Raw genomic sequence first — 22,999 nt, forward strand, 5'->3', positions numbered from 1 at the left:
CGCTCAGCCGCACCACTCGACGCGGCCGCGCCGGAGCCAGAAGTGCGACTTGCAGCCGGTCTGAAGCCAGACGGACGGCTTCAGACTCGGAAACTCCGACGAGTCGACCGAGAGATCCCATCGAGGTTTCGCCTCCTCGACGAGGAGAAGCTCGATGCCCTGGCCGCAACCGCAGGGGCATCGCATTCCGACGCACCAGTCTTCTTCGCCTTCACGCGCGAGTACTAGATCGCGCCGAGGCAGGCGCGCCGGCAGGCTGTCGCCTTCGACGATCTCCAGACCGCGCCTTGGCCCGTACCGATCGAAGGCGCGTCGGAGCCACCTCAGTATCATCACGCGGCCTCCTTCCGTCGCCGCCCCAGGAGCGGCAGCCCGAGGAGCGGCTCCTGATCGCCGCGTGCCAATGCAGGATTCGGTGCGACCGCAAACGTCGCTTCCGCGAAGAAGTCCTCGTCGCACGCAGCCAGGCTGAACATGGTGCGGGCGTACTTCTCGTTCGGATCGAGACGGAAGGGGTAGGCCCGCGCCACGAACTCGTTCATGCAAGCGGCCGACGCCCGCATGTTCAAGGTGATCACCGAAGGCGCCTCCTCCGCGAGCCCCTTGATGTAGCCGGCCTCGACCTCCGCGTGGTGCGCGTCTGGATCCGCCTTGGCGAGATATTCGGCGCGCAGCGTCTCGGGTGAATAGACGCCGCGATCCTGCAGCGTCGAGCGCCCGGGCTGCACGTAGTCGATGCGTCCGCAGACATCCGCGATCGCGACGCCGCCATCGCGCGTCCTTCTCGTCGGGATCGTGACGCCAACGTCGAACAGCGGGATCAGGAAGGCGCTGCTGATGAGGTCGGCGAACTGGCGGGCTTCGAGCGTGTCGACGCAGCAGTACAGCACGTCGCTCTGACTGGCGGCGATGGCAGCATCGCGCGTGCCGATCTCGCGCGGAATCGGGAACGCCACGCCGGGGCCGCGATAGGTGGCGACGGCGGCCGCGAACATCTCCGCCTTCAGGCGCCCGGTCTTCGCGTCGTCGAGTGTGGCGTTGAGAATCCTGTTCAGGTTCTTGGCCTCGACCTTGTCGAACTCGATGTACTGGTTGCGGCCGAACCCCAGTCTCGCCCCCTGCTCAGCGGTGATCGATCCCGTTCCCGACACGCCGATGAAGGTGGCGCAGAGCTTGGCGAGCTCGGCGGTCATGCCGGAGGTGAAGGCCATCGGCCGCCTGGCGCGCCTCGGATCGCTGGCCTGAGCCTCCCAGAAATACAGAAGATCATGTCCGACGACATTGACGAGCTGCACCGGCGTGACCGCCAGAGAGCGGTCGTACAGCCTCGCGCGAATGGCGCCGTCCGGGGTCATGACGGCGCTGCCGTGGATGTTCCCGCATGCCTCGAAGAGACAAGGCATGACGACGGCGTCGCTTGCGTCGTCGGCCGCCGAGAAGGCGAACAGGCCGCCGGGGTGTGAATGGATCAGCACGACCGCCGATCCGAACGGCTCGGCGACGTCGATGGCCTTCTCGATATACACGCCGGGCCAGTCGATTTCGTCGGGTCGTCGCGTCCGGCATTCGCCGTGCGGGACCAGGATCAGGTCCTTGACCAGCAGGCGATGTCTCGGGCCCGGCGTGCGGGTGCAGACCAGGATCGCGGCGGCCTCTTTGCCGTCGCCCGGAAACAGATGCTTGCCGAGGCGGTCGTAGTGGACTCCGGAGAGCGTCAGCGCCGGCGAGATCATTGGCCGACCTCCTTGGCGATCGCCGACTCCACCAGCGCCAGATGTGTGATGACGTTGTCGGTCGCGGGATTCCAGGGGGCCGGGGGACCGCGGTGGCGCGACCAACCGTTGAAGGACGTTCCGAAGATCGTCGCAGCGACCTGGGTGCGGTCGATCGGTTGGCCCGAGGTCAGGTTCAGCTTCGGGCTGGTGTAGAACATGTCGATCTGCGCCGTCGGATAGGTCGGCGGGATTAAGAACGCCAGCATCACCATTCGCGGCGTGTAGCCGGGCGGGACCTGGTAGTTGTGGATCAGGAGCCAACGGCTGGTGCCGTCGATGACGGTCTCCCAGAAGACCCCAAGCGAAACGAGGTGCTTCTCGTCGACCTCGAGCAGGTCGAAGTGGCGCCGCGGCTTTGCCGCGGCCTCCCCGTTGTGGACCCCAGTTGGCGTGAGGCGGAGCTTTTCGATCCCCGGCGTTCGCAGGTTGACCGTGTAGTCGAGACCGACGGCGCGCTTCGGCTCGTCCTTCACGATCAGGAAGATCTGCCAGCCCTTCGTCGGGTCGAAGCCGGCGTCGAGCAGCGCTTGCTTCACGACGATGGTCGGCTGGTGCAGCGTGAGGATGACACCCTGGACGTTCAGCTTCCAGCTCGGCTTGCGGCTGACGAACGCTTCGATGCCGCCCTTGCCGAGGTCCAGGAGGTCGCGCGGTTCGATCACGCGGTCGGGCTCGTCTACGCGGGTCAGCAGCACCTCGTCTTCCGAGGGCACCTTGCCCAGCTTGCGGACGACGGCCCCCGAAATCATCCGGCTTGGCCATTCGAAGCGCTCGCCGTTGATCGTCAGGAAGAAGAGGCGATCGGTCTCCACGACGATGAACTGACGGCCGGCGTTCAGGTTGACGTTCTGGTTCGGCCGGATGTCTTCGAGATCGCCGTCCGGGAGAAAGTGAAGCACCACCGCCTGCTGCGCGAGCGCGAACCCAGCGGCATGACTGATCTGCGCACCCGTCGGCGTGGCATCATTGACAACTACTTGGCGGAAAACGAGATTTTTATCCGCGACTTCGATCGCATGCCCCGCAGCGCGGTGCTCCTGAACAATTTCCTGGTTGGTCATTTGCGTACCTTTCTCCGGACGTGCCGGTGTTGATGGTTACGCTAATATGACCGAGCTTGCTAAGTTTGTCAAGCAAACGGTTAGCATGCTTGAAATACTTAGCAGATAGCTTATTATCCCGTGTTAGGTGGGGATTGGCCCCGCCTCTCGGGAACGGAGGAACGATGGCAGATGAAGAACTCGATGACACAAACACGGCGGAGAGCCTTGGTCGCTATCTGAAGAGCGTCCGGCTCGGTCACAAGATGACGCTGCGGGACGTCGAAAGCGCCACCGGCAAAGAGGTGTCGAACGCCTACCTCTCGCAGCTGGAGTCGGGGACCATCAAGAAGCCGTCCGTCCACGTGCTGTACGCCCTCTCGACGTCGCTCGGCGTCCCGTACGAAACGCTCATGGAGCGCGCGGGGTACATCGTCCCTTCCGGTCAGAAGGCGGAAGGTCAGAAGCACGGAAAGGCCGCGACCTACTCGATCGATAATCTGTCCTCGGACGAGGAAAAGGAACTGTTGAACTATCTCAACTTCATCCGATCGAAGAGGAAGTGACCATGCGACGGCCGGACGACTGCACTCTCACGCCCGGCCAATTGGCCATCATCAGAAGGGAAGCCGAGCGCGCGCTGCGGGAAGCAGGCGCGCTCGGCGTGTTTCCGACGTCCGTCGAACGGATCATGTCGGTGGCCAAGGTCGAAGAGGTCAAGGAGGACCTGCTATCGCCTGGGCTGCTGGCGAAAATTCGCGCAGGCGCCGAGATGGCCGGCGGCCTGCTCAAGCGCGCCGTATCCAAGATCATGGGCCTCTTCCATGCGAGCGCCGGCCTGGTCTACCTCGACCAGAGCCTGATCGAGGTGAAGAAGCGCTTCGTTCGCCTCCACGAATCCGCCCATGGTTTTCTGCCGTGGCAGCGTCCGCTGTACGCCGTCGTGGAAGACTGCGACAAGTCGCTGGACCCCGAAGCGGCCGACTTGTTCGACCGTGAAGCGAACGTCTTCGCCTCCGAAGTGCTGTTTCAACTGGATGCGTTTCGAGACGTGGCCGAAAGCCGTACGTTCGAGGTATGGACGCCGGTGCGATTGGCGAAGCAGTTCAACGCCTCGATCTATGCCTCCATCCGGCAGTACGTCTCCAAGAACCACCGCGCGTGCGCCGTCGTGGTGCTCGACATGCCGGGGCTGATCGAGGGCGACGGGTTTCGAGCCAACCTCCGCAGGGTCGTGCAGTCGCCGACCTTCACGGAGACCTTCGGCGACGCCATGTGGACCGCACCGTACTACACGCCGGCCGATGAGATCGGACGGCTGGTTCCGCTCGGCAAACGCAAGTCCTCGGGCAAACGCAACATGGTCCTGGTCGACCGAAACGGCGTCAGGCACGAATGCATCGCGGAGTCCTTCACGCAGGGACACCAGGTGTTCGTCCTGGTGCATTCCGTGAAGACCTTGACCACGACGCTCTTCCTGATGTCGGCCTGAAGGGCGCTTCGGAGGGGAAAACTCGGCATCGACGGAGACGACCGTCGAAGTCTACCGGAAGTGAGTCGATCAGGCCTTCTTCGACTTCTGTGCTTTGATCGCCCGCTCCACGAAGTGCCAGGCGTCCTGGTCCTTCAACGCCTTGATCACCGCCTGTTCGACGAATTGCCAGGCCTTTTGATCGTTAGCGGCCGCGGCGCTTCCCACTGCGGAGATGTATTCGGGCTTCATGTAGTACAGCGCGGCGCGGCGGCCGTCTTTTCTCGGCGCCTTCGCCTTCTTAGCCTTCTTTACCGCCTTCGCCATCTCGATCGCCTGCCCTGTCCGATTCGTCGCAATGCTATCACGCGCCGCCCAGTCGGTCGCGGACGTTTACCTTAATCTTCCGCCTACCTGCGGATTTCGCCTCAACCTTGATTCTATCGGAAATATCTATTAGATATCTGTTCGATATCTTTTTCCGTTGACTTTTCCACCTCTTTATGATCTAACGACCGCAATCCCGCCTACGACCAGCTCGGCCACGACGCCGTCAACCCGCGCCACTCACGCGCGGACTCCCTTCGCCTTCCGCGAAAGGGGGCATTCGCGCGTCCAAACATGCAAGCGAGGACCAATGAAGAAAGCCGCCGCCGCACTCTTCGCCAGCTTTAAGACATCGCGGGCAATCCCCTGCAGCCGGCTGCACCGGCGGGACTTCATGATCCAGTCGACCTTGGACGCCGGCGTCAGGGCCATCGAATATCATCCGATGGTGGTGCTTGACGACCACGTGATCAGGACCGACGCCATCGTGCTCGACAGGGACGACGGTCGCTTCGCGATCGACTTCGTCGATGCGCGCCCGCCCGAGGATCCCCGCGCGGAAGGCCTGCTCCACATCGGCTTTGAGCAGCGCTGCTCCGGCATTATCGCCGTCACCGCGGCCGATGTCGGACGCGAACCGCGTCTATCGGCGGCCCGTGAGGTGTGGTTCCACGCGGGCATGACCGTGACCGCGGACGACCGGGCTCATGTCCTCGACGCCCTCGACCGCGAAGGCCCCGTTCCGATGCGTTCGCTGCAGGCTCTCGCCGGCACCCGACGCGATCCGGCCCAGGTGGTCTACGCGCTGGCCTGCGAGGGCAGCCTCTCCATCGACCTGCGCAGGGGTCTCGAGGGTCGCGCCATCGTTCGCGGCGGGGGCCTCGGGCTGGGCGGCCTGCGCTACGGAACGTAGCTCCGCCGAAACCTCGGAATCCCCTGGCGGCATAGCGGCGATTGGTCCAATCGGCGATCGGAGATCCATCTCCGCAACCCGAGGAATTCACGCGACGGACCACAACACGACGGATCGGCGCGACGCCAAGATGCTTCTCTCTTCGAACGTAGATCGCCGTTCGCCAGGGGCATCGGCACCCTGCCGCTCGGCTGGCGCGAACTGGTCGAGTCCTTGTGCTCGCGACTGGCAGCGCCCGCGCCGGGGGAAGCCGGTCGCGTGCGGCTCCTACGACTGGAGAACGACCGGACGGCGCTAAACTTCGGTCTGGGAGGCCGCATCGCCGCACGGCGGGGTCGTGGCCGTAGCCGCGGAGATCGTGCGCGCGCGACGGCCCGTTCGGCCTGCACCTGCTCGACGCGCGGACGCGCCGGCGCGCGCTACCGCACCGGCTTCGGGGCCCCTGGCGCGGCCTGTCCGCTAAACATGCCGCGCGGCCGCCTGCGAGGTCTACGACAGCGGCCTCGACCGCTTCGTCGCCACCTCGGCCGCCGCCCTCGGCATCGACGGGACGTCCTAGCCAGGGCCGGCCGCGGAAGCATGGAGCCGGGCGCAAGCGCGGATTCGGCCCGGCGCCGGTGCGCGCCGCGGTCGCCGCCGCCGTCGGCCCCGGGCCGAGCCTCCGGCTACCGCCGGCGGGTCCCGACGAAGGAATCCTAGAAAAATCGAATCCTTGAAACCTGCCCGGAAAACGAATCCTAGAAAAAGCAATCCTAGAAAAACGAATCCTTGGAAATCGAATCCTTGGAAATCGAATCCTTTGAATTTTGGATCCTTGGAATTTGAATCCTTGGAGTTCCGATTCGCCGAATTTTGGTCCTGGCGCTGGCCGGCGGCCGGCACGCGCTGATCGCCTCGCTGCGGCCGCGACCCTCGGCGTCGGGGTGCGCGGCGACCCCCGCACGCCCCACAGCGATCAACCGCCGGCGCGCCGATCGCGCGCTCGCATCGTCACCCGTCCACCGCCGGCTTTGGCCGCGGACCAACGTCAGGAGCGCCGATGAGCAAGGCAACGAAATCGAAGAAAGCGAAGGGGACCGGCCGCAAGAGTCTCTTCGCCGCCGAACCCGACCTCGACTTCGACCAGTCGGCTCCGGAGGAGGAAGAGGAGGTGGAGGAGGAGGTGGAGGAGGAAATCCAATCGCGCTTCGAGCGTCCGGCTCCCGGCCGATGCCTGGCCGAGGCGGCGGTGCGCGCGGCCGTCGACGACGACCTAATGGCCCGGCTGAACGGCGGGGAGACGCTCGTCGTCGCTGTCCAGGTCCCGGCGCCGGGCTGGGTGAAACAGATCGAGGGATGCTTCAAGCGCCTCGCCGGCCGGGCCCTCGTCATCGGACGCGACGGCAGCGACCGCACGCGACACAAAGCGGACTTCGGCAACGAGGGCGTCGCCGATGCGCTCGCGGAAGGCAGGCCCGTCGTCGGCATCGCGACGTCGCCGGCGCTGCTCCCCGGTTCGCTCGTCGCCGGCTCCGACGTCTCGATCGACATCACAATCAACGAGGGCGTCGTGAACGACGCGATCGCGCGCTTCGCCGGCGCGCCGGCGCGGCCGCCCGCGGTCGACGGACTGGGCGCGCTCGACTTCGACGACATCGTCGTGAACTTCCGCGCGGACTCGAGCGCGGCCGACATCGTTGACAGGCTGAAGCGCGCGGCGAACCGCCGGAATGCCCCGGGGCAGCGCAGGTTGCCGAAGCTCGTCGACGCGGTGGAGTTCGGAGAGGCTCGCCATTTCGGATTATCGTTAGGCGAGGATGTGCGCGCGTACCGGGCCAACAACCTCAAGTGGAGCGATATCGCGGGTCACACGAACTGCGTGTTTGCGGGCGACCCGGGCCTGGGCAAGACTTTTTATGCGCAGATCCTTGCCGAGCATCTAGGCGTCCCGCTCGTCGTAGGGTCGCTGTCTGAAATCTTTGCAACTACAGCGGGATATTTAGACTCTGTCGTTAAGGGGGTCCGCGACCTGTTCATGCGGGCCCAGGCGGCCAAGGCCGCGCTGTTCCTGGATGAGCTTGATGCTCTACCGTCGCGTGTTAATCTTGAAGCACGGCACCTTACGTGGTGGACCCCCGTTATCGCCGAGTTCCTCCTTTTGTTGGATTCGGCGACGAACGGCAACCGGGAAATGCGATTCGTTTGGGCGGCGACCAACCACGTCGACCGGCTCGACCCGGCGCTTCTCCGGCCCGGCAGGCTGGACCGAATCATCCATTTCAGGCCGCCCGGTCCCGAGGGCATCGCCTCGATCCTGCGGCACCATCTCGACGGCGACCTCGCCGGCACCGACCTCGCCGTCATGGGCACGCTCGGCCTCGGCCGCACGCCGGCGGAACTCGCGGCGGTCGTGAAGGCGGCCCGGCGCGCCGCGCGGGCGGATCGGCGCGCGCTGGCCCGCGACGACCTGATCGAAGCGCTCGCGCCGAAGGCCGACGTCGACGCGGCGACGCTGCGGCGCATCGCGGTCCACGAAGCCGGCCACGCCGTCGTCTGCCTAGCGCTCGGCATCGACGAGCTCGTCGTCGTCGAGGCGATCGGCAGCGCCGGCGCATGGGGCCGTACGCTGATGCGCCGCCGGGAAGGCATCGAGACCCGCGCCGTCATCGAGGGACGCGCCACCGTCAACCTCGGTGGCCGCGCGGCGGAGGTCGTCGTCTACGGCGGAGACTGTTCGGCAAACTCCGGCGGAGACGTCAAAAGCGATCTGGCCATCGCGACGCGGGCCGTCTGCGGGCTCCGGGCCAGCATGGGCCTCGGCGACGGCCTCGCTTATCTGGCCGATCCGGCCAACGCGACGGCGCTGCTGCGCATGGACCCGGCCCTGCGCGCTGCGGTGGAGGCGGACCTGGCCCGGCTGCACGCCAGCGCCGTCGACATCGTCGCCCGTCACCGCGCCGCGCTCGACGCCATCGCGGAGGTGCTGGCCGCGCGGCGTCACCTCTCGGGCGAGGAAGTTCGGACCATCTTCGACGCCAACTCCCCGGGCGCCCGCAGAGGCGACGGCTGACGCCGCTGCTGTCGAGGTCCCCTTCCACACGACATCCCATCGCAAACCTCACGGAGACACCATGACGAATCCTTCGACCCCCACGTCCTCGATCATCCACCGTCCGCTCGGTGGTCTGACCGGCTACCGCGTGGTCTACGACCGCGCCTGCCGCGCGGTGGTCCACGCCTTCCCGCTTTCGGACCTGGCCGCCGTCGCGGGGACCGGCCTCCTCGCCGGCGCGGGCGCGTACGTGCTCACCGACGGCGCGACGGCCTACATCGGCGAATCCAGCCGCCCGTCGCGGCGTCTGGCGGACCACGCCGCCGATCCGACCAAAGCATTCGCGCGCGAGGCGTTCGTCGTGACCGGCGTTGCCGGCGCGTTCGACAAGAGCGTCGCGGTCGACTTCCAGTACCGGCTGACCGCGCTCGCGGTGGCGACGGGCGCGGTCGCGCTGGCCAAGGGCGTCAATCCGGTCGAGCCGACGCTGTCGCCGGCGGACCGATCCACGCACGACAGGATCTTCGAGGACGCGCTGCGTCTCCTCCACGATTCCGGCTGCCCCGTGTTCCGCGTGCCGCCCCCCGCGGCCCCCGAGGCGGGTGAACCTTCGCCGCCGGTTGCGGCCCCGTCGGCCGAGGCGGCCGGCGACGAGCGCGACGGCGGTCCGCTGACCATCGACGTGTCGACCGTGCCGCTCGGCGCGGCGGAGTTCGGGCTCAGATACCTCGGGCTCTGGGCGCGCGGCTATGCCCTCGGCGACCGGTTCGTCGTGGCGGCGGGCAGCGAGGTGAGGAGCGAGCCGAACGAGAGCGTCGACAGGCTGACGAAGCGGCGCCACGACCAGTTGCTGGGCGCCGGCGTCCTGACCGCGATCCCCGGCGTCACCGACCGCCTCCGCCTGGTCGTCGCGGTGGCGTTTCCGACGCCGTCGATCGCCGCGAAAACGGTGTGCGGCGCCCACACGCCGGGACGCTGGTTGCCGCTCGAGCCCGCCAAGGCGGTCTGGCTCGACGCCTGACGTCGGCGCGTGCGCGGATAGCAGACTTTTTGTCAACAAAGACGCGCTCGCGATGCTGTCGGTCTGCACGCCCGTCGAGGACCCGTTTTCAAGGACTTGAATTCTTCGGCAGACGAAAGTCCTTGAAATCAAGTCCTTGAAATTTTGATTGCCGAAATTCTTGGCTCGAAGCTAGGCCGGCGAGGTCCGGCGGCCGGCGAAGCCAGCGCCAGCGTTCTCGCGATGGCCGGTCGGCTCGGGCAAAAGCGCCATCTGGCCGACGAAGAGGTCGAGGCCATCGTGCGGGGCCGGCTGGGCCCGGCGCCGGCGCCAGGCCGGGGAGGCGTAGCGGCCCATGGCAGGCGGTCCGGCGCGGCGCGCCGCCGCGGCTCCGCTCGCTTCGCCGCGCCGAACCGAAGGCAAACAGAGGAGTAGCATCGAACATGGCGAAACGAACCGACCGAGTCGCCGAGCGGCCCGACCCCAAACTCTGGGGAGAGGACGAGCTCATGAACCTGGACGAAGCAGCCCGCCTACACTGGCCGACGGGATTTATCACAACGCGGATGCTGCGCCGGGCGGTCGCCGACGGACGCCTTTCCATTTCCATTCTCTCAGGCCGCCATCTGGTGACCCGTCGCGCCATCGCGGCGCTGTCGACGTGCGAGAGGGTGCGCGCACGGGTCAAGAACGGCGACGCCGAGGCCTGCGGCGAGGGCCACGGCTATCTCGCCGACCTCGCCGCGATCGACCGCATGGGTCGCAAATGACCGGTCATCGTCAGAGACAACCGGCGACCTTCTCCAGGGCTTCGATTGTGACGAGGGAAGTCCGAACGAGACCGGATCCCGAGCTGCGCAGCAGCGCCGCGAACTGCTCCTCGGAGCGCATGGGCTTGTTCCAGCCGGCCGGGGCGAAGCTAAGCATTCCCCTCAGGCGGAAGCCCCACCTCGAGAAGATCAAGCGCGGAAGCGGCGTCTTGACGACTCCGCCCGCGGCCGAGACGAGCCTGAAGGCGATCGGGGGATCGGCGGGCCCGCTGGCGCCGCCGTCGGCGGCGATCGTCGTCAGGAGAGAGGTCAGGTGGTCGAGGAAAGTCACTCCGGAAGACGAGTCTCCGCTGCGGATCGGCCGCAGCGAGCCGAAGGAGTCGAGCGTCGCCAGCGAGTCCTTGACGAGATCGGAGCCGACCGCGGCCAGAAGCAGGCTCGCCGCGTCGTGTGGTCCCATCCGGGCCGCTCCGCGTCCGTAGCCCTTGAAGGAGATCCGTCCGTCCTTCTGCAGATTGCGCAGATGCTGGACGACGGTCGGTCCCGGCACGCCGAGCGCCTTCGCCACCACGTCCGCCAGCCCCAGGGAGGTCACCACGTCGAGCGCTCCACCTTATTTCGCATGTTTGTATCTATGATGTAAAACGTCACTGAAGTCAAAGCACACAATGGGTGGAGGAGAGCGTTAACCTTGCATTAGATACGCGTTGACTCGGCAATTCTGAAACTCGAGAACACGCGCATCACACGGGACTGTATCTTTTTACCGACGTTTTACGTCGGTTAATCGAACGACGCGAGCCGAGACGGAGCCGATGAGGAAGACGATATGACGAGACGCCATCGAAAGGAGCGGAGCAATCACCGCCCCCCCGCCCGCCAGTACAGGAACGACGCCCAATTCCAGCGGCGGCTGAACGCGTTCTTCCTGCGGACGGACGGCGAGCCGGCGCTCGGTCGGCTGGACGAGCTCGGAGAGAAATACGGAATTGGTGGCGCCAGGCCCTATATTTCGATCCGTGCCGCGGCCAAGGACCGCAGCGCGACGATCGTCATCCGCCACACCGAGGACAAGGACGGGGAGTCCACGGGTATCCCCGCAGGCGACATGACGCTGGAACAGGCGCAGAAACATCCGCCCGCGCTGTCGGTGCTGGCGCGCTTCGCGGAAGACAAGCTGTTCGAGCTGCGCATCACGAACGCGCCGGCGACCGTGATGTATTCCACGGTCATCGCGCGCTATCTGGACACCCGCGATCCGAGCACGGGCGACCCGCAGGCGGACCGACGCAGCCGCAAGCTGAACAAGCTGCGCAACATCCGCGATCCGCAGGGTCCGTTCGATACCATGAAGGCCCGCGCCCGCGTGCTGATCGCCGAGTTCTTCAAGGGGCGGATGCTCGAGCGGAAGCCCAAGCGCCTGCCGACCGAGATCAAGCAGTTCCTCGTCAGGAAATGCCTGAAGGCGGGCGCGACCAGGGACAAGCACGGTCAGGTCAAAGGCGCGCTGGACACCAATGTCGCCGCCTACGTCAGCCTGGTGCGGCAGGCCCTCGACTGGGTGCTGGACACGTTCGACCCGCAAATCTCGCTGACGATGGATTCCTTCAAGCCAAAGACCACGCGCTCGGACGCACTGAAATGGACCGACTGCCGCAACGCCATGCTCTGGTCGCAGGGGTACGTCTGGGAGAACGGCGGCTTCGCCCGGCACTGGGTCGAGCACGACGGCGAGCCCCGCCTCGAATACAGGAAGCTGCCCGAGCCTGAACTCTCCGCGCACCGCGCGGAATTCCTGCCGCTGCTGCGCTTCCTGCCTAGCCTGGCCACGACCGGCTCGCGGACGACGGTCGGATCGCTGCTGTGCTGGAACGAGGACTCCTATTTCGGCCACATCGAGCTCGCCGGCAAACGCAGCCGCATCCACCGCACCGGCGTCGACGGCCCGGACTACGCCAACAAGCCGCGCACGACCTCCGCCCTGACGCCGCTGGCACGCGGCTTCTTCGAAGTCTTCTACGCGAAGGATCTTCGCGAGGCGGCGCGGCGGGGATGGTCCGTCGACCGCGTCATCCACAACGGACGGGGCGGCGCTGTCGACGACCTGTCCAAACTCTTCAAGCGGGCGTGCAAGGCGCTGGGGATCAAGAACAGCGTGCGGAAGATGAAGCATCTCGCCGTCACCATGCATTGGTTCGCCGGCTTCGAACTGCGTCGCATCGCCAAGATCGTCGGCACCGACCCCAAGACCACAGAAGACTACTATCTGTATCTGGAATCGGAATACGCAGGCCTGGTGCGCCCGCGTCCGGAGCCGGAGAAGATGACCTTCGCCGACTTCGCCGATCCGTCGCGGGACATGGCGAAGATTCCGCGCGCGCCGGCGCCGCCGCGCCCGCGCACGGAAGTGCGCGCGGCCGAACGGACGCTCGTCGATGCCTAGGAAGGCCAAAACCAAGATGCGCTCCGTCCCGCAGCGCGCGGCGCAGACCCTCGTCACCCCGTTCGTCGGCTTCGGCGACGTGCTGGCCCTCGTCGACTTCGAGACCTGGAAGACCGGGAAAAGGAAGCGCTACCGGGCGCTGCTTTACGCGGTCTTCGCCGCGTTGGCCGCCTGCGCGCGCGTCAAGCCATTTACGGCGGCGACCTTCCTGCTCGCCGACTACGAAGCCAACCGGCTCGAGGCTTTGAACAACGTCCGCGATCGCCGCTACCCGGTCGTGCTGCTGGCGGCCGCGGTCGAGGTCATCGAGGCCTACCTGAAGGAACGCCGCGACCTCGGCATCGGTGGCGAACACCTTCTCGTCGACGAGAACGGCGCTCCGCTCGTCTACAGCAGGATCTACCTGGCGTTCGACCAACTGTCGGAGCGCTGCGGCCATTTCGGCGGCAAGATCGTCGAGCGGCTGATCGAATTCCACGACCTGCAACTGGAGAAGGAGAGGAAGAGGCGCAAGCCCGACCTGGCGGCCTGCGTCGCGCTCCGCCACGGGCGCCGCGGCCCCCTGGACAAGTGGCAGGCCCGGGCCGAGATCTACGCCGCCGCCGGCGACCGGGCACGGATGCTGGACGTGCTCGATCGCAACCACGATCTCGGCGGAGCCTCTGGCAAGTCGGTCGGCGGCCACGGCCGGGCCAAGGCGCTGGAGACCGGCAGGCTGTTCTCGCCGCCCAAGCTCGCCAGGCGGCTGACACCCGGCATCCGGAACGACAAGGTCTGCGCAAGGCTACTCGATTTCGACTGGCCGAAAGGCAAGGAAGCGCAGGTCGACGAACGCAGGAACATCGTGAAGGCGGACATGCCCCACCTGGTCTGGCTCCTGGACGAACACAAGATCAACCGCTCCGACCTGCGCCGCATTTTGAACTGCTCCATGGGCACCGTCCGACGCCATGAGCTCGTCCACCGTCGCTCGCTGGAAAGCGAGGACGAACGCCGCGAGCGGGAACGGGTCGAAGCCGACTGGCGGGACAAGGCGCCGGCGCTCTACTTGGCGCGCCCCCTCGGCGAGCCGTTCCCGGACTTCCACGCGCGGATCGCGGCCGAGGAGAAGTACCCGTTCGGCCGCGCGGTGCTGTCGGCGACGCTCAAATACGCCGGGGTTCTCCCCTACCAGGTCGCTCGCCGGCAGAAGAAAAAGCATGTCGGCATAAAACGAAAAGTCCAAATTCGGGGGGTCACGGTCAAGGAAATGGGGGTGCACGAAGACGGAAAGCAGCGGTCGGAAGGGTACGAAGGCGCACCAGAACGGTCACAGGATACCGAAAACACACAATTTCGCCACAATTCAATCGTCCTCGAAGATTGAGATTTTGACACAAAAGACAAGGCTGTTCAGCGATTTAACCAAATCACGGTCAAGGAAGAAATCTGACGCCATGGGGTATGCGGACGCATGGACAGGACCAGGAATGCACTTGGTGCCGGAAGTGGGTGCCCGGGTCTGGAGACAAGCGCTCGATGCAGAACGAGGCCCCGCCGTGCCGGGCGAGGCCTCGCGTCGCTTGAGCCGTCGGTGTCGGTCGAGACGGTTCAGAAAGGCCCCAGCTCGACCCCGTTCGCCGCGAGCTTGCTGCGCGTCGCAAACACCGCATCGGCGCCGAACCGCGCCGGGTTGACGGCGACCACATATTCACCGGTGTAGTCGCCGAGCCCTTCCTCGACGAGCATCTCGAAGCCGGAGCCTTGGCCGCGCCCGCGCGCCCAGTCGGTCAGCACCGTCATGATGCCAGCCGCTTTGGCCTTCGCCCGCGTGCGGTTTGCCTTCAGCGCCCGGCCGTATCGTTGGAGGAAGACCTCCTCGAGCGCCACCAGCATGCCGCCGAAACCGCCGACCACGGGGTCGGTGTCGGTAGGCGCCTGCAATTGGACGCAGCGGCGAAGGGCGGCGCGACGGACATCTTCGCGTCCCAGGCGCTTGGCGTTGCCCATGAGATTCCGGCACTGCTGCACGGTCGCCAGTTTTGAAACGTCGATCATCTGCGTTCTCCGTCCTAAGGAATGGTTAGTCGATCGAGACGCGCGAGCGGGCCTGGCCGCCGGCTTTCTGCCAGGCGCCGAACCGATGGGTCGCGGCGCCGTACGAAATACCCATGCCGTCGGCGACGGCGTAGCGGGTCAGGCCGGCGTCGTACATGCGATAGCAGACCTCCACGCCACGCTCCGAGAGCTTGCCGTCGGCCGTCTTGTTGCGAGGGTCCTTCGGATCGCCGACTTCGAGCTTTTGGGGCTGCAATAGGCCGCGCAGGCGGTTGAGATCGCGGGCGATCGAATCGATCAAGGTCAGGGCTTCGGCTGAAATCGGGGGCATCGGCAACTCCTCTATAGAATCGCGGCGCGACCATATTATATTGTCTATAATGATCGCCGCTCGCGACCATATAGTAGGGTCTATAATGGTCCGCAAGCCCTTTCGCAAAAGATCGCTTGCAGCTAGTCGCCCGCGTCGGGATGCCGCGGCCGCGTGCATCGTCCGCCCGTCGGCGCCGCCGCGCAAAATCCGCTTGGCGCCGCCGGGCGCCAGCGCGAGAGCGGCCGGACCGCGCCTGGCACGTTTTCGAAGATCGATGCGCCCGCAAATCAGAAACTCAAGGATTCGATTTCACGGATTCATTTTCCTGGAATTTGAATCCTTGAGACCGAATCCTTGAAGTCGAATCCTTGAAATCGAGTCGTTTGGGAATTTTGAATCCTTGGAAATTCGAATCCTTGAAACGTGGCCTTGATTCGATTTTGGCGAACTTCGCAACCCGGCGGCGCGGGGCGGATCGTGCTGGCCGGCGCCGCCGGCAGGGGCACGCTGGCGGCCGGCGGCCGCCCTCCGCCGCTTCGCTGCCGGAGCCGTCATCGTCTCAATCCGCCGCAAGGACGCCCACCGCGGCGACGTGCGCTCGTCCACGGCTGAATTGTCGGCATGGCGCCCGGGAGAGGTCTGGACGCCCGAAGTGCTGCAGCACCGCGCGCTGCTCAACGCGAAAGCATTGGATTTCAAGGACTCGATTTCAAGGATTCGAATTTCGGTAGACGAATCCTTGAAATCGATTCCTTGAAATTCGGATTACCCATTTTTTCGCTCGAAGCGCGGCCGGCGAGGTCCGGCGGCCCACCGCGCTGGCACCCGGCGCCGGTGGGTCGAGGCGGCGCCGGACCAGCATGTCGCCGCGCGCGGCCGCCGGACATTCGCCGGAGATTGTGGGCGGACGACGATCATGACGCCCCGGCTGGCGGCCAGCAGTCTGCGGACCGCCTACGCCAGCGAACTCGAGGTTGTGTTGATCGCGCGCAAAGCTTTTGGTGACGAATCGGGCGCTCGCCGAAATGGCAAAGGCCGCGAGTTGGGGGCGCCTCTCCCAAGCCTCGAAGTGGTGCAGCGCCGTTGTCTAACGATGCCGATGCATCAGGAGTTGACAGCCCATGGCGGGACGCGTCCTTCGTCTGCAAGCGGTCAGACCGGCTCAACCTCACACCAGTTTCGCTTCGACGAGCACCCGTCGATAGAGGTCGATGAACTGGCTCACCAAACCCCATTCCTTGCTCGCCGGGGCATTGCCGACGAGTACGCAGAGCGTCCACAACAGGTCCCGAAAGGTTCTCTCGAACATCGGCATCAGGTCGGACAGCGTTTCGCTCATGGCTTGATGCCCTCCGTCTCCGGCGTACAGCAGCAGATTGCGAAACTCGGCCCGAGCGGTGACGAACCCGCGAACCGTCATGCCGTTGCTCTCTCCGACCTCCCGTTCGAAGTCGCGATAGAGCTCGTCGGCGATTTCGTCATGATCGAGATCGTCGCGGGAGACCGATACGTTCAACGGATTGAGCGGGATCGATGCGCCAGCCGAACCGGGGAGGCTCGAGGCCAGCCGCAGGACGAGCCGACCCTCTTCGATCGAAGGATCGATCTTCATCAGCAGCACTTGTTCGAACCCGGGAAACGTAATGCCGTGCCTGATCATGTCACTCAGGACGGCCCTGAACTGCGACAGCACGGGGTAGAAGGCCAGCTTCACGCGATGGTTCTTGTGCTTGCCGATGAAATCGCTATGCGCCGGCAGTCGATCCGAGTTGAGCTTGAGCCATTCGAAGATCGAAACGACGAGTTCCTCCTCGGCCGCGATGCACCTTATGACTCCCATCTCGTCGTCGATGCCGCCCAGCTTCTGCGCTTTGACGTAGTGGTCCATCGATTTGACGATTCTGGACACCACTTTGCGGGGCGCCTGATCGAAGAGGAATTCGATGAATTCGCGGCCGATCAGCTCGGCGAACGGCCGAAGGACATCTTCGTCTTTCTCGGTGTCGGTCAACGGGAGACTCGCTGCGAATCGGTTGAACAATTGACCGGGCAGATAGCGGTTTGTCCATCCATTCCGTCGGCCACTCGCACATGCGACGCCAGTTCGGCAGCGCCGGCCAGAAGGTCCCGGCATGACGGTCGGACCGAATCGTGTCAGGCTTGCTATGGCCTTCGAAACAACGATTCGAGCGATGACCGGCTTTCCCAATTATCGGCACTTGGCGCGCGGCTCCTTGTCACGCGCCAAGACCGAACTCGCGACCCAGGATCTTCACCGACTTCGATACGCCGCGCTGGAACTGCGCGATGCCATGGAGGCGGTGACCTACGACCGGGCGCTTGCGTTCAAGGACGAGATACCGCCGGATGAATACAGGACGTGGCAGCCACGCAAGCTGATGGCCGTGCTGGTGGACATCGATCCGTCGATCGGAATGACCTCGACGCTCGCGGTCGGAATTGAGTCGAAACACGGAAAGCAGGCCGAGAACATGGAAACTCTCGGGACCGACCAGGTGCTCACCCTCAAGGACATCAAGACGCACTACGACGCTATCGGCTCGCATCTACACATGCCCTCGCTGGAGCAACTCGAAGCCGGCAAGATCGCCGATCCGGCGAAGCTGCGGACCAGATGCGAGGCGGTCGTGGCGGTACTGGAATCGGTGCTGGGCTCGCCGGTCTACAACATTACGCTGGGCAACTTCGCCCAGCTCGCCGAATGCATGAACGAGAACTGCCGACGGCCGGTCCGTAAACGCATTCCGCACGGCAAGACCGAAATCGAGGCCGAATGCTTCGAGTGCAAGGCGATCTACACGCTCATCTCCCACCCCGGAGGCGCGGTCGAGTTCAAACCGAAGATGACCCTGGTCGGATGTCCTTCCGAGGGCTGCTCCGAAAGATTTCCGCTTTGGCCACACGAACTCACACCGGGAACGCATTGGCGGTGCCGCTGCGGCTCTCACAACGGCATCGCACTGGCGGCCCAAAAGATTGAGGAGGGAGCTGGTGAAAGTGGACCCGGTTGAGGACGGCCGGTCGCCGGGATCGGGGGCTTCCTCGATGCGAGGAATGATGGCAAACTGGCCCGATCGCGGTTCTCCACCGCGGTTCTCCACCGACGAATCCGGTGGCTCTCGGCGCCCCTTGTTTTATAGGGTTTTTCGCACGTCGCGGTCAGATGGCGGAGAGGGAGGGATTCGAACCCCCGATAGGCTTGCACCTATGCCGCATTTCGAGTGCGGTGCATTCGACCACTCTGCCACCTCTCCTGAAGGCGCCAAGCAAGGAGCAGGGCCCCTGTGGTTCGGGCGTTAATAGGCGAGGATGGCGGGCCAGACAAGGCTGGGAAGGCGAAAATCGAGCCGGTTTTCCGGCTGGACCCACGATGTCACGGTGATGATCGGGGGCGATCACGGATTTCGGCGGCGGTTTGCGCGGGAATGGGCCTGAGCCGTTCGCCACTGACCCGGCGCGGCCCCGATGCGGCACCGTCGGTGCCCGAATCACTGGTACCCGCAAAGGCGGGGTGGGACCGCCAGACGCGGTAAACACTGGCGGTCCCGTGCCGCTCATTCAAATACTGGCTGGGAAGGGCGGCTTCGCCGGCCAGGTGAGGCGACGGTTCCGACCGTAGCGTGCGGCCCGTGCACCGCAACGCAATCCGGTCCTTAACCTAACCAGTCAAGGTTACTCCTTGTCGGACTTGCCCTTTTTCTTCCCGTTGCCCGTGGAATCCCCGTCTTTGCCGTTGTCCTTGCGGCGGTTGGTGAAGCGGGCATTGCCGAGGCCGGTGCCGATGGTGAGCACGCCCCAGCGATCGACGTCCTGCATGAACGGCACCTCGGAGAGGCCCTGAACCACGCCGTCATTGTGCATCAGGATCGCGGTGTCGTGCTCGCCGACCTGCGGGATGCCCTCGAGCAGGCTCGCCGGCAGGTTGAATTTGCTGCTCTCCCAATTGCCCGGCAGGTTCTGCGCGCCTTTCTCGATGGAGCCGTCCGCGTTGATCACGCCGGGACAGGCAATGCCGATGAACGGCGCCAGCTTGTAGCCTTCCTTTTCGGCCTCGGTGATCAGCCCCTTCAGCATCTTGGTGAGCCGCTTCACCGCGCCTTCGCGCGTCGGCTCGTCGTCGGCATGACGCCACAGCTCGGACTTCACGACCTTGGCTTTCGACAGGTCTTTTGCCTTTTTCCAGCTGGTCTCCACCAGGCCGCAGCGGATGTTGGTGCCGCCGATATCGACGGCGAGGATGCTGTCATGGGCTTCGAAGATCCATGACGGCGCCAGATGCAGCGCGCCGATCAGGCCGGCTTCATCGGGATGATGACGGATCGGCACCATGTCGATCTTGAAATCCTCGGACATGAGGATGATCTCGGTGCGCGCGATCGCGAGCTCGCCGAGCCGGGAATCGCGAAAACCGCCGCCGACCACGATGCGCTCGGTCTTGGCCCAGGCCTTGGACTTGAGGAAGCGGCGGGTGACGTAAGCGAGTTCCTGGGCGAAGTCCTCGATGGCGCTATGCACCACTGCCCAGGCCTCGGTGTCGTCACCGACCAGGATGGCATCCAGCGTCTTCTTGCTGATCTCGTCGGACGGCTCCTTGCCGAACGGGTCCTCGCCTGACTTGCGCAGCGGCTTGCGCCAGCGCTCGAGGATCTCGCGGAATGCGCCCTTGCTGGCGCGGTCGCCGATGAACCCGTCCTCGTCCTTCATCTCGATGTTGAAGCTGTCGATATCCACCGAGGGCAGCCGCTCGGCGCCGTGATGGGCGATGCCCGTCGTCGTCTTGACCAGCTCGTCTGTTGCCATGGTAAGCCCCTTGCCCGTGTCCTGATTTCGCCGGGACAACGGCGGGGGAACCTGTTGGTTGCGGCGCGGTCCGAAATTCGCCTGCGGGGCCGGATCGGGCCTAAATGCTTCAAATCGGGCCGTTTTCGCCGGCTTTTCCTTGACTCCAGGGGATCAGCGGCTATAAATCCCGCAACCGGCGCGGGGCGTTTCTCGCGCCGCTTGTTTTTGCGCGGGTTTTCAAAGGGATAACTCCCGCCCGCACAAAACTCGCATAAACCCATAACGACTGACAAAAAGCCGGCCCCGACAATATGTCGCGAGGCCGGGAATGAACACGAAGGAAAACAACGATGTTCGCAGTCATCAAAACCGGCGGCCGGCAGTACCGCGTCGTTCCGGATGATGTCCTGGAAGTAGGCAAGATCGAAGGCGAAGTCGGCTCGATCGTGCAGCTCAATGAAGTTCTCCTGGTCGGCGGCGACACGCCGATCCTGGGTCTGCCCACGGTCGCAGGCGCCTCCGTCGCGGTCGAGGTGCTCGACCACAAGCGCGGTCCCAAGGTCATCGCTTTCAAGAAGCGCCGCCGCAAGAACTCGCGCCGCAAGCGCGGCTATCGCGACGAGATCACGGTGCTGCGCATCTCGGAGATCCTGACGGACGGCGCCAAGCCCACCAAGGGGCCGCGTCCGAAGCGGGAAAAGGTCGTCAAGCCAGAGACCACCGAAGAGGCCGCCGCATAATTTGATCACGCGCCATCACGAATTGATGCGTGAGAAATTGTGAAATGATTCCGTCAAGGAATTGATCTAGAAATACTCAGGATTTCGGAGACGAGCCATGGCTCACAAAAAAGCAGGCGGTTCATCGCGCAACGGTCGCGATTCCAAGGGCAAGCGCCTCGGTATCAAGGCGTTCGGCGGGGAAGTTGTGATTCCCGGCAACATCATTGCGCGTCAGCGCGGCACCACCTGGCATCCCGGCCTTAATGTCGGCATGGGCACGGACCACACCTTGTTCGCCAAGATCGAGGGCCGCGTAACGTTCCAGGCCAAAGCCAACGGCCGCACCTTCATCTCGGTGCTCCCGCTCGCAGAGGCGGCTGAATAGACGGTGGATCAAATTTGGAGTCCGCCGGGTCCCAGACCGAACCGGCGGAGTCCTTGAGATCAGAATAGATCGAAGGCTCCAGGGGAGGCGGGAAACCGGCCTCCCCTTTCGTTTGCGTGCTCACTTTTCACTTTAGTGACTTCGACGGAGCCGGACATGTTGCAGGATTTTTCGAGCGTGACCTTGCGGGAGGCGAGACCGAGCGTCGTCGCCACCGAGCGGCTGACGTTGCGGCGGCCGACCCTCGCCGACGTCAGGACCATCGCCCTCCTCGCCAACGATCCTCGCGTCGCCGAAAACACAAGGCGCCTCCCGCATCCCTATTCGCAGGACGACGCCGTCGCCTTCATCCGCGCCACCGCCGTGCCCCGCGGCGAGACCGTGTTCCTGATCGAGCATGACAGCGGCCCCATCGGCATGGTCGGTATCGACTGCTCGACGCCCGGCAATGCCGAGCTCGGCTATTGGCTCGGCGTCGAGCATTGGGGCCGCGGCTTTGCCACCGAGGCCGCGCGCGGCGCGATCGACTTCTTTTTCGAGGAGTTCGAGGACGATCATCTCTATGCAGGCGCGCGCGTCACCAACCCGGCCTCGCGCAACGTGCTGGAGAAATGCGGCTTCCAGTGGAGCGGCGTCCAGCTGCACCGTTTCCTGGCGCTGGGCTCGTCCACGCCGGTCGACTGCTTCCGGCTCTCGCGCGGCGTGTGGGCGTCGCTGAAGAGCTGGAGCAGTGCGAGGCGCGTGAGGTAGGCCCAACTCTCACCACATGTCGTCCCGGCGAAGGCCGGGACGACAGCGTGGTTACGCCGGCGGATTCACCTCTCCGCCTCCACCCCCGAGATCGCGCTCACGCAAGTAAATATAGAACCCGGCGCCGATGATGATGGCGGCGCCGATGATGGTGGCGATCTCGGGCACGTCGCCGAACACGACGAAGCCGAAGATCACCGCCCAGACGATCATCGAATATTGATAGGGCACGACGACGCTGGCCGGCGCGAGCTTGAGCGAGCGGTTGACGCAGAACAGCGCCGTGACCGAGACGCATCCCGCCAGCGCGAAGATCACGAGGCTGCCCGGTGTCGGCGGCACCCAGTGGAACGCCGACAGCACCGCACCCAGCAAGAACGTGCCGACGAATTACGACGACGCCATCACGATATCGGGCGTCTTGCGCAGGCTGCGCGTGATCAGCATCAGCGTTGCGAAGGAAAGACTGCCGCCAAGCGCGATCAGCGCCGGCAGGCTCACCGTCTGTGCCGATGGCCGCAGCGCGATCAGGACGCCGCAGAAGCCGATCAGGATCGCCGTCCAGCGCCGCCAGCCGACCTTCTCGCCGAGAAAGATCGCCGACATCGCGGTGACGAAAATGGGACCCGCGAGATAATAGGTGATGACGTCGGCGAGCGGCAGGTAGACCGTAGCCAGGAAGAACGCCGCCACTTCCAGCGTCGACAATACGACGCGAAAGAGCTGGAGGCCCGGCCGCTCCAGCTGCAGGAACTGGTGACGCTGCCGCCAGACCAGCGGCGACAGCAGCAGCAGCGCCGCGCAGGCGCGCAGGAACAGCAGCTGCCCCACCGAATAAGTCCCGACCAGGAACTTGCCCATGGCATCGCCGAACGAGAACATGAAGATCGACAGCACCATGAGTGCAATCCCGGCCAGCCGCGCCGAGCGTTCGTCATAGGCCGAGAGATTTTTGAAAAGGGGCATTGCTGTCGTTCGTGGAAACGCGTCATTGCGAGGAGCTCTTGCGACGAAGCAATCCAGACTGTTGCCGCGGAGACAGTCTGGATTGCTTCGCTTCGCTCGCAATGACGAGCGGAGAGAGCGTCGGAACGGCGACCAGAGTCGCTTGCGGTCGTTTTAATGACGTGAGCGCCCGCGACAAGCCCACGCCAGACGAATTGAACGATTGCCGCAGTCTTCGCGTCGCGGTAGCGATGGGCGACACCGAACGAAAGAG

22 protein-coding genes, 1 tRNA gene and 1 pseudogene are annotated in these 22,999 nt (G+C 64.9%); 12 read left to right on the forward strand and 12 right to left on the reverse strand.

Annotated elements, in window-relative coordinates:
* Positions 1 to 3: 3 nt before the first annotated feature.
* Genes IVA75_RS10065 through IVA75_RS10075 form a run of 3 tightly spaced genes read right to left on the reverse strand, consistent with a single transcriptional unit; the run spans position 4 to position 2,836 of the window.
* Positions 4 to 333, reverse strand: a complete 330-nt coding sequence (locus IVA75_RS10065; protein WP_247284883.1) for a DUF6527 family protein — start codon at positions 331 to 333, stop codon at positions 4 to 6.
* Positions 333 to 1,733: a ThiF family adenylyltransferase gene (locus IVA75_RS10070; protein ID WP_247284884.1), complete on the reverse strand. Its 1,401-nt coding sequence runs from the start codon at positions 1,731 to 1,733 to the stop codon at positions 333 to 335. The genes IVA75_RS10065 and IVA75_RS10070 overlap by 1 nt, the downstream gene beginning before the upstream one ends.
* Positions 1,730 to 2,836 (reverse strand): multiubiquitin domain-containing protein, encoded by a 1,107-nt coding sequence (locus IVA75_RS10075; protein WP_247284885.1) that lies wholly within the window; start codon positions 2,834 to 2,836, stop codon positions 1,730 to 1,732. The genes IVA75_RS10070 and IVA75_RS10075 overlap by 4 nt, the downstream gene beginning before the upstream one ends.
* 164 nt (positions 2,837 to 3,000) lie before the next feature.
* On the opposite strand from IVA75_RS10075, the gene IVA75_RS10080 reads away from it, so the two are divergent.
* Both IVA75_RS10080 and IVA75_RS10085 read left to right on the forward strand, forming a co-directional pair.
* Complete coding sequence (locus IVA75_RS10080; protein ID WP_247284886.1) at positions 3,001 to 3,381, forward strand: helix-turn-helix domain-containing protein; 381 nt, start codon at positions 3,001 to 3,003, stop codon at positions 3,379 to 3,381.
* 2 nt (positions 3,382 to 3,383) lie between these two features.
* Entirely contained in the window at positions 3,384 to 4,307 is a 924-nt protein-coding gene (locus tag IVA75_RS10085; RefSeq protein WP_247284887.1) for an ImmA/IrrE family metallo-endopeptidase, read from the forward strand.
* A gap of 69 nt (positions 4,308 to 4,376) precedes the next feature.
* On the opposite strand, the gene IVA75_RS10090 is transcribed toward IVA75_RS10085, so the two are convergent.
* Entirely contained in the window at positions 4,377 to 4,613 is a 237-nt protein-coding gene (locus tag IVA75_RS10090; RefSeq protein ID WP_247284888.1) for a hypothetical protein, read from the reverse strand.
* 310 nt (positions 4,614 to 4,923) lie between these two features.
* Between IVA75_RS10090 and IVA75_RS10095 the strand changes: the two genes are divergently transcribed.
* From IVA75_RS10095 to IVA75_RS10105, 3 genes are all read left to right on the forward strand, one after another.
* Positions 4,924 to 5,526, forward strand: coding sequence for a hypothetical protein (locus IVA75_RS10095; RefSeq protein ID WP_247284889.1), 603 nt, complete (start codon positions 4,924 to 4,926; stop codon positions 5,524 to 5,526).
* 1,039 nt (positions 5,527 to 6,565) lie between these two features.
* Positions 6,566 to 8,575: an AAA family ATPase gene (locus IVA75_RS10100; RefSeq protein ID WP_247284890.1), complete on the forward strand. Its 2,010-nt coding sequence runs from the start codon at positions 6,566 to 6,568 to the stop codon at positions 8,573 to 8,575.
* 61 nt (positions 8,576 to 8,636) lie between these two features.
* Positions 8,637 to 9,578, forward strand: coding sequence for a hypothetical protein (locus tag IVA75_RS10105; RefSeq protein WP_247284891.1), 942 nt, complete (start codon positions 8,637 to 8,639; stop codon positions 9,576 to 9,578).
* 171 nt (positions 9,579 to 9,749) lie between these two features.
* On the opposite strand, the gene IVA75_RS10110 is transcribed toward IVA75_RS10105, so the two are convergent.
* Positions 9,750 to 9,995, reverse strand: coding sequence for a hypothetical protein (locus IVA75_RS10110; protein WP_247284892.1), 246 nt, complete (start codon positions 9,993 to 9,995; stop codon positions 9,750 to 9,752).
* A 5-nt stretch (positions 9,996 to 10,000) separates the two neighbouring features.
* Between IVA75_RS10110 and IVA75_RS10115 the strand changes: the two genes are divergently transcribed.
* Positions 10,001 to 10,327, forward strand: a complete 327-nt coding sequence (locus IVA75_RS10115; protein ID WP_247284893.1) for a hypothetical protein — start codon at positions 10,001 to 10,003, stop codon at positions 10,325 to 10,327.
* Positions 10,328 to 10,337: 10 nt separating this feature from the next.
* Here IVA75_RS10115 and IVA75_RS10120 read toward each other — a convergent pair whose 3' ends face one another.
* Complete coding sequence (locus IVA75_RS10120) at positions 10,338 to 10,925, reverse strand: hypothetical protein (protein ID WP_247284894.1); 588 nt, start codon at positions 10,923 to 10,925, stop codon at positions 10,338 to 10,340.
* 231 nt (positions 10,926 to 11,156) lie between these two features.
* Between IVA75_RS10120 and IVA75_RS10125 the strand changes: the two genes are divergently transcribed.
* Both IVA75_RS10125 and IVA75_RS10130 read left to right on the forward strand, forming a co-directional pair.
* Positions 11,157 to 12,770: a hypothetical protein gene (locus IVA75_RS10125; RefSeq protein ID WP_247284895.1), complete on the forward strand. Its 1,614-nt coding sequence runs from the start codon at positions 11,157 to 11,159 to the stop codon at positions 12,768 to 12,770.
* A complete protein-coding gene (locus IVA75_RS10130; protein WP_247284896.1) occupies positions 12,763 to 14,136 on the forward strand; it encodes a hypothetical protein in 1,374 nt (457 codons plus the stop codon). The genes IVA75_RS10125 and IVA75_RS10130 overlap by 8 nt, the downstream gene beginning before the upstream one ends.
* Before the next feature lie 224 nt (positions 14,137 to 14,360).
* Here the strand turns inward: IVA75_RS10130 and IVA75_RS10135 are convergent, their stop codons facing one another.
* The 3 genes from IVA75_RS10135 to IVA75_RS10145 all read right to left on the reverse strand — a co-directional run bounded on the left by IVA75_RS10135 (position 14,361) and on the right by IVA75_RS10145 (position 17,329).
* The gene (locus IVA75_RS10135; protein ID WP_247284897.1) at positions 14,361 to 14,807 is read right to left on the reverse strand and encodes a hypothetical protein; all 447 of its coding nucleotides are present in this window, start codon (positions 14,805 to 14,807) and stop codon (positions 14,361 to 14,363) included.
* Positions 14,808 to 14,832: 25 nt separating this feature from the next.
* Positions 14,833 to 15,138, reverse strand: a complete 306-nt coding sequence (locus tag IVA75_RS10140; RefSeq protein ID WP_247284898.1) for a hypothetical protein — start codon at positions 15,136 to 15,138, stop codon at positions 14,833 to 14,835.
* Between the two features lie 1,150 nt (positions 15,139 to 16,288).
* Positions 16,289 to 17,329, reverse strand: coding sequence for a hypothetical protein (locus tag IVA75_RS10145; protein ID WP_247359086.1), 1,041 nt, complete (start codon positions 17,327 to 17,329; stop codon positions 16,289 to 16,291).
* On the opposite strand from IVA75_RS10145, the gene IVA75_RS10150 reads away from it, so the two are divergent.
* A complete protein-coding gene (locus IVA75_RS10150) occupies positions 17,313 to 18,152 on the forward strand; it encodes a hypothetical protein (protein WP_247359089.1) in 840 nt (279 codons plus the stop codon). The genes IVA75_RS10145 and IVA75_RS10150 overlap by 17 nt on opposite strands.
* Positions 18,153 to 18,305: 153 nt before the next feature.
* Here the strand turns inward: IVA75_RS10150 and IVA75_RS10155 are convergent.
* Both IVA75_RS10155 and IVA75_RS10160 read right to left on the reverse strand, forming a co-directional pair.
* Positions 18,306 to 18,395: transfer RNA gene (locus IVA75_RS10155), tRNA-Ser, on the reverse strand.
* 418 nt (positions 18,396 to 18,813) lie between these two features.
* Positions 18,814 to 19,941, reverse strand: a complete 1,128-nt coding sequence (locus IVA75_RS10160; RefSeq protein WP_247284901.1) for an ROK family protein — start codon at positions 19,939 to 19,941, stop codon at positions 18,814 to 18,816.
* 332 nt (positions 19,942 to 20,273) lie between these two features.
* Between IVA75_RS10160 and rplU the strand changes: the two genes are divergently transcribed.
* The 3 genes from rplU (at position 20,274) to IVA75_RS10175 (ending at position 21,780) form a co-directional block, all read left to right on the forward strand.
* The gene (gene rplU, locus IVA75_RS10165) at positions 20,274 to 20,663 is read left to right on the forward strand and encodes a 50S ribosomal protein L21 (RefSeq protein WP_247284902.1); all 390 of its coding nucleotides are present in this window, start codon (positions 20,274 to 20,276) and stop codon (positions 20,661 to 20,663) included.
* Positions 20,664 to 20,760: 97 nt separating this feature from the next.
* On the forward strand, positions 20,761 to 21,030 hold the full coding sequence (gene rpmA / locus IVA75_RS10170) for a 50S ribosomal protein L27 (protein WP_018459863.1): 270 nt from the start codon (positions 20,761 to 20,763) through the stop codon (positions 21,028 to 21,030).
* A gap of 156 nt (positions 21,031 to 21,186) precedes the next feature.
* Entirely contained in the window at positions 21,187 to 21,780 is a 594-nt protein-coding gene (locus IVA75_RS10175; protein ID WP_247284903.1) for a GNAT family N-acetyltransferase, read from the forward strand.
* Between the two features lie 51 nt (positions 21,781 to 21,831).
* On the opposite strand, the pseudogene IVA75_RS10180 reads toward IVA75_RS10175, so the two are convergent.
* Positions 21,832 to 22,746, reverse strand: a pseudogene (locus IVA75_RS10180) (DMT family transporter).
* Between the last annotated feature and the right edge of the window lie 253 nt (positions 22,747 to 22,999).

Source organism: Bradyrhizobium sp. 134 (genome assembly GCF_023074155.1).
Classification (GTDB): domain Bacteria; phylum Pseudomonadota; class Alphaproteobacteria; order Rhizobiales; family Xanthobacteraceae; genus Bradyrhizobium.